We start from the raw sequence: 11,862 nt of genomic DNA on the forward strand, positions 1-11,862 counted from the left end.
TAATAGGAGGTCGTCCTGTGGCTATAAGGGGAGAAGAAGCAAAAAATAGGTTTCTTAATCTTCTTAAGGATCCAGTTCTGCTTTTGATAATAGTTCTGATATTCGCCGCCTTGGCCATATTCATTGTCTATCCCCTATTCAGGGTTTTTGCGGTTAGTATGACCGACAAGGAAGGCGGGTTTGACCTGAGCGCGTACAGTCATGCCTTTTCGAATCGATACATGAGGCAGGGCTTTTTCAACAGTCTTCTGGTGGCCGGCCTTACGGCAATATTCGGAATGCTTGTAGGGTATCTATTTGCGTACACGCTTAACAGAACGGATATTCCGCTGAAGGGCTTTTTCAGAACCGTTGCCGTTCTGCCGATAGTCTTCCCGCCGTTTATTGGCGCACTTTCGATCATAATGCTATTCGGGTTCAACGGGATCATTACCGCCGGGATATTCGGGATAAGAAATTTTCCTGTGTACGGTTTATGGGGTCTCATGATGGCCCAGGTGGTTTGCTTTTTTCCGGTTGCGTTCATCACACTGGATGGTGTTATAGGAACTATCAGTCCGACGCTTGAGGATGCTGCCTTCAATCTCGGTGCAAATCGGTGGCAGGCCTTCAGGAAAGTAATTCTTCCGATGTCGGTTCCGGGTATTGCAAGCACAATGCTTGTTCTCTTCATAGAGTCGCTCGCCGACTTTGGAAATCCACTTATTCTGGCTGGCAGCAAATTTCCTGTGCTTTCCGTCCAGGCTTATCTTCAAATAACGGGAATGTTTGATACTAAAGGGGGAGCAGCGCTTGCAGTATGGCTACTGTTTCCTTCGATAGCCGCATTTATTATACAGAAATACTGGGTTGGAAAGAAGAAGTATGTCACGGTGACCGGTAAACCGACGACTTCTGTCCTTAAGAGTGTAAGTAAACCGGTAAAATGGATTCTCTTTTCACTGTGTATGCTTATCGCTGTCTTCACACTCACAATCTATGCCACAATTTTCTGGGGAGCCTTTGTGAAGGCGTGGGGAATGAACAATACTCTTACTCTGGAGAACTTCAAGTATGTCTTCGACGTCGGACTCGAGGCAATAAAGGACACTCTCGTTATTGCTTTCACTTCTACGCCGATATCTGCCGTCCTTGGTATGATAATTGCTTTTCTCCTTGTCAGGAAGGTCTTTCCTGGAAGAAGGGTGATGGAGTTCACCTCGATGCTGAGTTTTGCAGTTCCTGGAACGGTTATTGGAATAGGATATATTCTTTCATTCAACAAACCCCCGTTGCTGCTCACGGGAACTCTGGCGATACTTGTTCTCAACTTCGTTTTCAGGTATATACCGGTTGGAATACAGTCGGGTGTTGCTTTGCTAAACCAGGTAGATCCAGCGATTGAAGAGGCGGCATACACGCTTGGCGCAGATAACAGGCAGGTTTTCACGAAAGTCACGCTTCCCTTGATTATGCCGGCCTTTTTCTCTGCTTTAGTCTTTGCCTTTGTGAGAGCTATGACTGCAATCAGCGCGGCGATATTTCTTGTTTCGGCCAGATGGAACCTGATAACAGTTCAAATACTGAGTCAGAGTGATTCCGGACGTCTATCGGAAGCATGTGCCTTTTCAGTGCTATTGATTGGTATGATTATGGGCTTCATTCTGATTCTGAAGATCTTCCTTAAGAACAAAATTAGTCTATCCAGTGGTGGAACGGCAGGACAGGGGTGATTTGATGAGTCTAATATTAAAAAATGTGAGAAAGGTCTTCACGAGCTACGGAACGGAAACGGTTGCCGTAGACGATTTCGATCAGGAGATCCGAAGAGGGCAACTGGTAACGCTTCTGGGGCCTTCGGGTTGTGGAAAGACTACCACATTGAGGATCATCGCGGGTTTTGAAGTTCCTACAAACGGGCGCGTCTTGCTGGATGGAAAGGACGTCACAAACCTACCTCCCAACCGGAGAAACATTTCGATGGTCTTCCAGAGTTACGCTCTCTTCCCCCATCTAACAGTGGAAGAAAATATCTCTTTTGGTTTGAAGCTCAAGAGACTGGACAGAAGCACCATGAAGAAGAAGATAAGGGAAATGACAGATCTCGTAGGACTCAAGGGACTTGAAAAGAGAAGACCGGATCAGTTGTCGGGAGGTCAGCAACAAAGGGTGGCACTAGCAAGAAGTCTTGTTATGGAACCAAGTGTTCTGCTCTTCGATGAGCCGCTTTCGAATCTGGATGCGAAACTGAGAGAGTCTATGAGGCTTGAGATCCGGCGAATTCAACAGGAGGTAAATATTACCAGTGTATATGTTACTCACGACCAGGTCGAGGCGATGAGTATTTCCGACATAATTGTTGTAATGAACGATGGGAAGGTTATGCAGATAGGGAGTCCGTTCGACATTTATGCGAGACCTCAGAACAGCTTCGTAGCGGATTTCATAGGAAGAGTTAACTTCATTGACGGCGAGGTAGAATCTATCAATGGAGACTCGGTAACTGTTTCATCCAGTTCACTGGGAAAAAAGTTTGTGGGCAGAAAAGGTGGAGAGCTCTCCCCTGGAGACGGTGTAAGGATAGTCTTAAGACCGGAGTCTTTATCTGACAGAGAAGAAGACAAGATCAATGTTCTAAGTGGAAAGGTGTTGAAATACGTGTTTCTGGGATCGAACGTCGAGTACGAAATTGAGCTTCCCGATGGAAAGATACTAAACGCAGTGACTTTCAACCCTATTGAGAGGAAGTTTCCAGTCGTAGGAAAGGAAACGGATCTGTATTTCTCGAAGGAGAGCGCTTGGGTTATAAACAACTGAGATGGATGGCCACGATGTCTTGACTAACAAATGCATGGATATGAAAAAAGCCTTTCTATCTGAGGAAGTCGAGATTAAACCGTACTGCTATCGGGCTTATGATCAGGGTCCGTACAATAGCTCTAAGGATGGTTTTGAAGATTACCTTGGAAGGCCGTACCTTTCTCGCTCAGATGAAGAGCTGTATTTACCCTTTTTCGACAATAAGGCCCCCAGAAGCGGCAGAGCTCCCGCATGGCAGATTCTGACAGTTTATTCATATGAACCAGACTTTGGCATGGATGAAGGCTTAAGTCTTTCACCTTTACAGAAATTCATGGGAGGAAGTGGAACGTGGCGTCATGAGGAGTTTCATATTATTCTCCGATTCGGCGAAGTGACAGACAGATTTCTACACTTCGACCGTATGAGCATGCTGGCCAATGAAAAGGGAGATAGGTATTGGGCTCTAAGATTTGCAGCCAGGGCTCTCCACTATCTTGAGGACTGCGGAACACCGTATCACGCCTCTCCGGGCACTCCCATCGAAATATTCAAGATACCCTTTCTGTACAGGAAGCAGTTCAAGAAAATCGGCTTTTATCACAAATTTCACGACAGATACCTGGGCTACCGATTGTGGAGAGGTTACGAACCTTTTTTGGAGGAGATAGAGGGGACTGAGGCCGGCGTCTTCGATAGGCTCGAAAAAATGGCGAAGACAATTAGAAGGAGAGCCTTCGATCTTCTGCCCGAGGTAGAACTGTCTGTGAAAAGACTTATCGGCGGCAATTCATTCGAGAATCCATCACCAGAGTTGTCAAAGGAGTATTATGGCAAACTCGTCAGTTCCCAGGATACCCGTCGACTGGATGAAGTAAGCTGCAAGATACTTCGTAATCTCTCTTCGGGAGTGAAGTTTTACCTGAATCACCTGGAAAGAAGGCTTAACTGAAAGTCGCTTGGAACTTCCTTATCACTGGAAAAGCGGCCTGGATTACTCGGTGAATTGAAACCCCTCTTCGAAAAGTTCAAGGCAGGCCTCGACGACTCTGCGATCGTAGAACCTTCCGGAGTTCTGCCGTATTTCATCCAGTGCCGCCTCTATTCCAAGAGATGCTCTATAAGGTCTGTGAGAAGACATTGCCTCAACTACATCGGCAACGGCAATAATACGGGCCTCTATTCTGATTTCATCGCCCGTTAATCCTCTTGGATATCCGGATCCATCAAGTCTCTCATGGTGTTGAGCAACGATGTCAGCTATCGGCCATGGGAAGTAAACCTCTTTCAGTATGTCGTACCCCTTCTTTGAATGCTCTCTGACTAAATCGTATTCGAGATTGTTCAGTCTTACCGGCTTCGTCAGTATTTCGGTGGGCACTGCACTCTTCCCTATGTCATGAAGCAAAGCAGCTACTCTTATCGATTCAACGATATCTTCATGCATCTCATCTTCAGAAAACAGCTTTCTCGCTATTGCTGTCGAAAGCTCGCTTACACGTTTCTGATGGCCGGAAGTGTAGGGATCCCTCGCTTCGACAAGCGAAGACAAAGTATTTATAAGTGACTCAAGACTCTTTTTCACCGATTCCTCGGCGATCTTTCTCACGGAGATATCCAGGACAATGGCAACAAAGACACGTTCGTATTCATTGTCGTGAAGCTGTAGTCTTACTTCAACGGGATATTTGGAGCCATCCTTTCTTATGTGAACGGTTTCGAAGACTTCGTAACTTCCCGGTTCTCTTTTGAGCCTAAAGAGAATATCTTCGAAGGCCCTTTTATCCATCTCCAACTTCAGATCCAGTGGAGTCATCTTTCGCAACTCTTCAAGAGAGTACCCTGAATTCTCTAGAGCACCCTTGTTCGCTTGAAGAAATCTCAGAGTCTCTGAATCGAATATATATAGCTCATTCACTGAAAGATCTATGACTCTTCCCAATCTGGTGAGGGCCATCTCTGCGAGCTTCCATTCGGTAATATCCATGGCGATTGCACCGACCATCGGTTTATCTCCTTCTGAAACAATTGGAAACTTCTGAACATAGAGGATCCTTTCCTTGCCGTCGGTACCGAGTACCCTCTCTTCCCTCACGATGTTCTCCCCGTTTTGAGTCCTTCTATCATCTTGAAGAATCAGCTTGTCGAGTTCTCCGGGATAGTTGGCTTCGGGATTCTTTCCTTTCCAGTCTTCTTTGAAACCAAAGACTCTGGCTGCGAAGTCATTGAAGTATGAAGTCTTCAGGTCACTGTCAGAAATGAACACGGCTCCGGGCAGTTTATCCATGAAAAGAGAAAACCTCTTCTGGAGAACTCTCTCGTTCTTCTCAATTCTTATCTTATGGATCGCAAAAGAAATATCATCCACGATTTCGGAAAAGAGATCTCTTTCATCCTTCGAAAAAGAGAAGCTCTGTTTCATAACTACGGCCATAGCACCCAGGATATTGCCACCGATTCTGAGCCCTTTCGCGAAGACTGCAAGATCATCTGAATCGCTGATTGTTACGCATTGTTTGCTGGACTTTCTTCCAGTTAAGGAGATCACTCCTTCTTCTTCCATTGTCCTTCTCAAAAGAGGAGGAATTTCTCCCGACTCGAAAATGGAGTCGACTTCGAGCAGCTGCGTTCTGCTGAAGCCAGAAGCGGCCCAGTTCTTCACATCTCCATTCTCAACGAGAACAAGAAGACATCTTTCGAAACCGCGGGAACCCGTCATAAGCTCCGTCGCCCTTTTGATCAACTCTTCAACATCGGTTGCCGATACTATCAGCTGGTTTACTCTTCTAATAGATGATAGAACACCGCTCTGATGCTCTAGCTGAGCCTCTAGTCTCAGTGACAGTATTCCATAGGAGATATCTTCGCCGAGCTCTTCGAGAAGGAGAACCTCCTCATTATCAAATGCATCTTCCTCTGTGGAATAAATAACAAAGCCGCCGATGATCTCTTTTCCAATAACAAGGGGCACGGCAATCGATGACTTCAACCCGTACTTCAGAATCGTTTTCTTCCAAGGAAGATAGTCTGGTGAACTGTCGATATCCCTTGAAATGAATGTCCTGCCGGTTTTTATGGCTTTTCCTATTGCGCTTCTGCTCAATTCGCTGTTATCCCAGGCGACTGCAACTTCGTAGGGATAACCCTTTGCCACTCCGCTTACCGCAACAGGTGTCAGCATTTTTCCCCCGGACTTCTTGAAGGCTATCCAGACAAGAGGAAACCCTCCGTTTTCGACCACGATGTCACAAAGTCCCTTCAGTAAAGAATGTTCATCCTTTGCATGGACGAGAAATTCGTTTGCTCTGAACATTAGGGTTAGCAATTTGTTGAGTTTCTGAAGTTTAATTTCGTCCATCCTGCGCTGGGTAAGATCGGTGTACATTCCGACCATCCTCAAGGGTTTTCCTTCACTGTCTCTTGAGACAATTCGTGCTCTATCACGAACCCAGACAAGAGAACCGTTCTTCCCTATTAGTCTGTACTCCTTTTCATAGAAGGGTATATCGCCTTTGAGACATCTATTGAGAACAGACTTCACCTCTTCAACATCTTCGGGATGAATTCTCTTCTCCCATTCGCTGAAGTGATCAGAGATCTCTTCGTCAGAGAAACCAAGTATCTCCTTCCATCGCTTGGAGAAAATAACCTTGCCGGTCTCAATATCCCAGTCCCATATGCCTTCGCCAGAAGCATCTACTGCGAAAGTTAGTCTTGCGAGACTTTCCTTCAGTTCCCGCTGAATGATTACTCTCTCAAGGGTATTTGAAAGCGCAACAGCTACTCCCGAAAGAAGTTTCTTTTCTTCCTTAAGAAAAGGACTTCCCTTTATGTCGAGCTCTTCTGTTAAGGAGACACTTATTGTTCCTATTTTCTTTCCGTTCACAACGATTTCCGCTGAAATCATTCTTTCATCAGACCATTGATCGACTGATCTATGCTCATTTCCATCGATCTCTATTCTTATCGCCGTCAGTTCGGGAAATCTAAATCCCCGAGGAAGCTGTTCCAATGCAGATACAACTGCTTCATCGGCAGTCGAAGACTTATGAAGCTCATTGAATATTCTGTAAACGCAATCCAATTCCTTCATCCGCTCCTGAAGAGCGAAAACTGATCTTGCCAGGTTGTCGCTGCCTTCTTCAGTCGACACTATAATACCTCTCTCTACTTTAGTAATAGAGTGATTCTAGCATTAAAAACCTTGGTAGCAATCTAATATTCAAACAATGGAAAGCCGTCCCAGATTAAATGGGATAACTCTTCAGTCTGCCCTTTTCAAGGCGAGCTACTGATCATTTCAATACGGAATACTTTATCGAAATTTTTGGGCAGCTCTCTTTGCATTTAAGACATACAAGACATTCCGAAGTGTCAATCTTCATTCCATCTTCTTCGGTTTCGATTGCACTTACAGGGCAAACATTCTGACAGATCCCGCAGGAAACACACGGTGGTTTTTCCACCTTCATTCCAAATAACGGTTTTCTTGAAAAGAGAGACAGCAAGGTTCCAAAGGGACACATATACCTGTGCCAAAACTCTTCTTCGAATACCAGAGTTATCAGAACAGAGAAGGCAGTTATGTATAGAAGAAGGTTGACCTTGATCTTAAAGATTCTTACCGCTACCATAAGCAAAAGGAAGAGAACAAGTATAGACCATCTGAATACATTGTTCTTGAAGATTGCTGGTGTCTTTAACCTCTTCACTCTAAGCTTTGAATAGAGCCAATTTATGGGTCTGAAAAGTGTTTCCATTGGGCAGATCCACCCGCAGTAAAACCTTCCCAGAAATAGAGCTCCGACCAGACCGATCCCGAAAATTAAGAACCACTTCTGGAGATCCCTGCTCCTCAGAAGAAAAAAGAATAGGAACAGGAAGCCAACCTCTACAATTACTCTCAGAGCCGCGGCCTTTCTATTTGTCATATAAATCTCTCCTTTCAATGAAAGTCTATAGCAAAAGTAAGGTCAAGTACGTGATATAAGTCACGAACGTATTAGAGGAGGCGATTTGTGAATAGGTTCTTGATGGTATAGTCTTTACAGTCCAAACTAATGGCGGTGATCCGATGAGAAAAATCGACGGCAGTGAGTGGAGGAATCTTCTTCCCTTTCTTTACAAAAACAGGGAGTTCAGCATGTTCATTATCGGCGATATAGAGAATACAAGTCCTGATTCGGACAACATGGAGATTTACCTAGATGGAGACTTTGACAGTCCTAGAGGCATTCTGCTTCGATACTACAAATTTCTCATTCTTTCCGACGGGGCGGGGATGAATTTCAGAGAAGCGGCAGGCGTTGTGAGGAGGTATGAACAGGCTATGATGCTTAGCGGAACCATCTCGGGTATAGATAGGATATCTCCGTATTTGCAGGAGATACGTGAAGAGGAAGAAACTCTCCGCTTCGCAGTTTTGAGGGAACCCAATCTTAATGCGGCCGGGTTTGAGGTAAGAAGGGCTACTACTGAGGATGCAGAGAAGCTTCTGGCCTTTCTTTTCTTAATAGAAGAGTTCCACGCAACGGATGAAGAATCCTTCATGGCCACACTGAAAGACGGGAGCACAAGAAGATACATAATCGAAGATCAGGGCGAAATACTGGCCACGGCGGCCAGTACCTCCGAGAGTTCCGATATGGCAATGATTATTGGAGTCGCAACCGGCAAGGATTTCAGAGGGCGAGGTCTTGCTTCGGCAGTTGTATCCAAGCTGTGTGAAGATCTACTCGCCGAGGGAAGGACACCATGTTTGCTATACGACAATCCAGAGGCGGGAAGGATCTATAATCGGCTGGGTTTTAGAGAGATCGGTAAGCTGAAAACACTCAGGTTCAAAAAACGATGACCTTCAGAAATCAAGGGCTACGCGATCTGACCCATTGGAACGAAGCTCTTTTCCGGGTTCGTAATTAGCTGATACAGTCCAAGACTCATCCACAGCTGAAATCCTGCTTTGAAGCTAGTATTTAAACTCCATTTGATCTCAAGAAGCATTCCCGCTATGGCAGCCAAATCGAAAGCGTCGGAAAATATTGCTCCGGCACAACCTCTTCAAACAGCTGATATTATCATCTTCTCTCCGAATAAGCTCAAATTACGATCTGTAACTTCCTGTAAGCTAGAAAGACCAGGGACCGCCTGAACCAAATATCGTAATTGTAGGTATCGCTCCCACTCCGCAGTAAATATTGGAGTCCAGTTCCAGAGAGAAAGCGATTATCGCTGGGCTTCTTTTCCAGCTCTCAGTGTTAGCCCGGGGACTGCCACAAAGAAAACGAGAAAGAAAAAGATCATAACAATCGTTTTCATTAAGAAAACCTCCCATCTCAGCGAGATTACATTCCAGTTTGAACGACTAACGATACGATTTTGTACACATTTGACGGGGCAGTTCAATGATAGAATCTTAATAGTGACTGAGAGTGAGGTGTTATTCAGTGGAGCCAAGCGAGATGTCGGCCAGAGAGGTTCTAAAGGCCTTTTTCGAGAGCTACAGGAATCAGGATTTTGAATCGTTGAAGTCACTTTGCACCGATAATATTACCTACATCAATCCCGAGGGACTATCCAGTAATGGCATAGATGAGTTTCTCCAGCTTCTGAAAAGAGAGTTCGAATCATTCGGGGTTCTTTTCGAACCGATATCCTGGGAATCCTCTGTTGAAAGACCTTCATTCTGTTATTTTTCATGGAAAAGAGGCGTCAAGTTTGCTAGAAAAGCCGCCTTAAGGAGAGTTGAGACTTTTGGTTCGGCCTTTCTACTAAAGGTTGAGAAGAAGTGGCAGCTTGTTCACTTCCAGCAAGCGTTTTCTGGTTCTTACGCGAGCCTATTCAGGACAAGGGAAAAGTAATCACCGGTTTTTCATCTAAGAATTGGTTGATCGTATCGCACAGTTTTGGAATGATGTGGAGTTGTTGTAAAATACTACCATAGTACTACGAACCGACTGAACAGATCTGCCCGGCAATTAACGTCATTTTCAGGAGGACAAATCTGTGGATAATACAAAGAAGGCCTGGCTCGTAGTCTTCAGTGGTCTTGGAGTCAACCTTACGCTCGGCGTCCTCTATTCATGGGGAATTATTTCTGCGGCCCTGATAGACGACTTCAAATGGACTGCAACTCAGACTCAAATCCCTTATATGCTGGCTTCTGCGGTTTTCGCTCTCACTATGATTCCCGGGGGAAAGCTTCAGGACAAGTTTGGCCCGAGACCCGTTCTCTTTGTTTCATCGATCCTTGCCGGCCTGGGTTTCTTCTTTTCCGGCCTGAACCTTTCGGTTGCAGGTCTGACGTTTTTCTTCGGTCTTGTCTTCGGTCTTGCAATGGGTTTTGGTTATTCATCGCCAACGCCGGCCGCAGTGAAGTGGTTCCACTCCGACCATAGAGGGCTAATATCTGGAATCGTTGTCAGTGGCTTCGGTCTGGCACCGGTGTATATTGCACCGTTGACGTCAGGCCTCATTGGTCTGTTTGGTCTGCCCACGTCCCTTATGATACTGGGTCTTCTATTCTTTCTAATAGTCTTCACTCTCTCGTTCTTCATAAGTAATCCCCAAGAGGGAGTCGAAAAGGTAAGACTGAAAAAGAAGCCGAGAAAGGTCCATAGACTGACCTCAAAGGATTACACCCTTAAGGAGATGGTTAGAACGCCACAGTTCTACATACTGTGGACCATGTTCTTCTTTGGAACATTTGCGGGATTACTCATTATTGGCCAGATGTCTAAGATCGGTCTTGAGCAGGCATCGATTAGTAACGGCTTTCTTCTCGTGGTTGTATATGCAATCTTCAATTTCATTGGCCGGGTTACCTGGGGAAGCATCTCCGACTTTATTGGGAGAACGGCCACACTTTTCGCTATGTTTGCCATACAGGCACTTGTTTACTTCCTGTTCAGCTCGTTAACAAATCCTCTTGCTTTATTAATAGGCAAGAGCGTTGTTGGGTTCACATTTGGTGGAATGCTTGCAATCTTTCCGGTTGTGACGGCTGACTTTTACGGTGTTAAGAATCTTGGAGTGAATTACGGTGTAATGATAACGGCGTGGGGTGTTGGCGGAGTTATCGGGCCATTGCTCGGAGGAATCGCCCGTGATATCACCGGTGGGTATGAGATAAGCTACATAGTCTCGGCCGTGCTAAGCGTAGCGGGCGCTCTGCTGAGCCTGGTCATCAGGCATCCCGAAGAAGAAAAACGAGAGAAAAATGGGGGAAGAGCCGATGCAAAAGAGAACTGAAAAGCTTAAAAAGATCAGGAAAACGCTCGCCGTGCTGTCCGACGATGTTCAGTGGAAACTCGAAGACGTAGTTCTTACGATCGGAGACCTAATAGATGAGGACAAGAAAGTAACGATCGATGTCCTAAGAGAGATCGGTTCGATGGATTCGCGCAGGAAGAAGCTCTTCATGCTCTATATGAAAGCATCCGAAGAGAGAGACGCCCTGATGAAGCAAAGAATCGAAGATCTCTGGAGTGTTGAAGACGATGAGCTGGAAGAGGTGCTTAAGGGATTATCGAAGCATTCAATAGATGACGGTAAAACTCCAAAAGAGCCTCCTTCAGTAGATTAGAGGCTCTTTTCGATGTATTTCATAAGCGTCTCCAGTTCACCTATCTTCTCATCGACATTTCCTGAATCAATAGCTTCCCTTATGCATGTTTCGATGTGTTTGTTGACAACGGTTGTGTTTGCCTTTTTGAGAAGAGAGATAACGGCCAGGAGCTGTGTCGAAATATCTATGCAATATCGCTCTTCTTCTATCATCTTTATGATACCGTCTATCTGACCCCTTGCTGTCCTGAGAATCTTCAACGCGCCGCTGTGTTTGTGATGAGAATGATTATCCATCTTATCTTTCGATTCCCTTTAACAAATAGCCGGCATCTTCTACGGCTTCTTTCAGCAACCTGTCTTCTATTTCCTTTGAAGTGCTAATGGTTGCCACTCCGGTTCCAAGATCGACTTCTACGTCCTTGACTCCTTCCAGAGCCTTCAATGATTTTTCAACCCTCATCTTGCAGTGGTTGCAGCTCATTCCTTCAATTGTCAGTCTCATTTTCTTCCTCCCTT

General features: G+C 45.4%; 11 protein-coding genes. 7 read left to right on the top strand and 4 right to left on the bottom strand.

Annotated elements, in window-relative coordinates:
• Positions 1–17 precede the first annotated feature (17 nt).
• Genes THEBA_RS09290 through THEBA_RS09300 form a run of 3 tightly spaced genes read left to right on the top strand, consistent with a single transcriptional unit; the run spans position 18 to position 3,730 of the window.
• The gene (locus THEBA_RS09290) at positions 18–1,712 is read left to right on the top strand and encodes an ABC transporter permease (RefSeq protein ID WP_006488342.1); all 1,695 of its coding nucleotides are present in this window, start codon (positions 18–20) and stop codon (positions 1,710–1,712) included.
• 4 nt (positions 1,713–1,716) lie between these two features.
• Positions 1,717–2,796 carry an ABC transporter ATP-binding protein gene (locus tag THEBA_RS09295; protein ID WP_006488340.1) on the top strand — a complete coding sequence of 360 codons (1,080 nt, stop codon included), beginning with the start codon at positions 1,717–1,719 and terminating at the stop codon, positions 2,794–2,796.
• Positions 2,797–2,815: 19 nt separating this feature from the next.
• Positions 2,816–3,730 carry a phospholipase C/P1 nuclease family protein gene (locus THEBA_RS09300; RefSeq protein ID WP_236609135.1) on the top strand — a complete coding sequence of 305 codons (915 nt, stop codon included), beginning with the start codon at positions 2,816–2,818 and terminating at the stop codon, positions 3,728–3,730.
• A gap of 42 nt (positions 3,731–3,772) precedes the next feature.
• On the opposite strand, the gene THEBA_RS09305 is transcribed toward THEBA_RS09300, so the two are convergent.
• Both THEBA_RS09305 and THEBA_RS09310 read right to left on the bottom strand, forming a co-directional pair.
• Positions 3,773–6,931 (bottom strand): PAS domain S-box protein, encoded by a 3,159-nt coding sequence (locus THEBA_RS09305; RefSeq protein ID WP_006488336.1) that lies wholly within the window; start codon positions 6,929–6,931, stop codon positions 3,773–3,775.
• A gap of 142 nt (positions 6,932–7,073) precedes the next feature.
• Positions 7,074–7,709: a 4Fe-4S binding protein gene (locus THEBA_RS09310; RefSeq protein ID WP_006488334.1), complete on the bottom strand. Its 636-nt coding sequence runs from the start codon at positions 7,707–7,709 to the stop codon at positions 7,074–7,076.
• Positions 7,710–7,852: 143 nt separating this feature from the next.
• On the opposite strand from THEBA_RS09310, the gene THEBA_RS09315 reads away from it, so the two are divergent.
• The 4 genes from THEBA_RS09315 (at position 7,853) to THEBA_RS09330 (ending at position 11,362) form a co-directional block, all read left to right on the top strand.
• The gene (locus tag THEBA_RS09315) at positions 7,853–8,632 is read left to right on the top strand and encodes a GNAT family N-acetyltransferase (protein ID WP_014731316.1); all 780 of its coding nucleotides are present in this window, start codon (positions 7,853–7,855) and stop codon (positions 8,630–8,632) included.
• A gap of 592 nt (positions 8,633–9,224) precedes the next feature.
• Complete coding sequence (locus THEBA_RS09320) at positions 9,225–9,638, top strand: nuclear transport factor 2 family protein (RefSeq protein ID WP_099773113.1); 414 nt, start codon at positions 9,225–9,227, stop codon at positions 9,636–9,638.
• Positions 9,639–9,783: 145 nt separating this feature from the next.
• Positions 9,784–11,028, top strand: a complete 1,245-nt coding sequence (locus THEBA_RS09325; RefSeq protein WP_006488325.1) for an L-lactate MFS transporter — start codon at positions 9,784–9,786, stop codon at positions 11,026–11,028.
• A complete protein-coding gene (locus THEBA_RS09330) occupies positions 11,012–11,362 on the top strand; it encodes a hypothetical protein (RefSeq protein WP_014731319.1) in 351 nt (116 codons plus the stop codon). Before THEBA_RS09325 ends, THEBA_RS09330 begins: the two co-directional genes overlap by 17 nt.
• Here the strand turns inward: THEBA_RS09330 and THEBA_RS09335 are convergent.
• Both THEBA_RS09335 and THEBA_RS09340 read right to left on the bottom strand, forming a co-directional pair.
• The gene (locus THEBA_RS09335; RefSeq protein ID WP_014731320.1) at positions 11,359–11,640 is read right to left on the bottom strand and encodes a metal-sensing transcriptional repressor; all 282 of its coding nucleotides are present in this window, start codon (positions 11,638–11,640) and stop codon (positions 11,359–11,361) included. The two genes, THEBA_RS09330 and THEBA_RS09335, sit on opposite strands and share 4 nt — an antisense overlap.
• Position 11,641: 1 nt before the next feature.
• Positions 11,642–11,848 carry a heavy-metal-associated domain-containing protein gene (locus THEBA_RS09340; RefSeq protein WP_014731321.1) on the bottom strand — a complete coding sequence of 69 codons (207 nt, stop codon included), beginning with the start codon at positions 11,846–11,848 and terminating at the stop codon, positions 11,642–11,644.
• Between the last annotated feature and the right edge of the window lie 14 nt (positions 11,849–11,862).

Source organism: Mesotoga prima MesG1.Ag.4.2 (genome assembly GCF_000147715.2).
Taxonomy (GTDB): Bacteria; Thermotogota; Thermotogae; order Petrotogales; family Kosmotogaceae; genus Mesotoga; species Mesotoga prima.

Excerpts from the sequence above, each read along its gene's own strand:
- THEBA_RS09295 (WP_006488340.1), top strand. The coding sequence starts at position 1,717 with ATGAGTCTAATATTAAAAAATGTGAGAAAGGTCTTCACGAGCTACGGA.
- THEBA_RS09310 (WP_006488334.1), bottom strand. The coding sequence starts at position 7,709 with ATGACAAATAGAAAGGCCGCGGCTCTGAGAGTAATTGTAGAGGTTGGC.
- THEBA_RS09315 (WP_014731316.1), top strand. The coding sequence starts at position 7,853 with ATGAGAAAAATCGACGGCAGTGAGTGGAGGAATCTTCTTCCCTTTCTT.
- THEBA_RS09330 (WP_014731319.1), top strand. The coding sequence starts at position 11,012 with ATGCAAAAGAGAACTGAAAAGCTTAAAAAGATCAGGAAAACGCTCGCC.
- THEBA_RS09335 (WP_014731320.1), bottom strand. The coding sequence starts at position 11,640 with ATGGATAATCATTCTCATCACAAACACAGCGGCGCGTTGAAGATTCTC.
- THEBA_RS09340 (WP_014731321.1), bottom strand. The coding sequence starts at position 11,848 with ATGAGACTGACAATTGAAGGAATGAGCTGCAACCACTGCAAGATGAGG.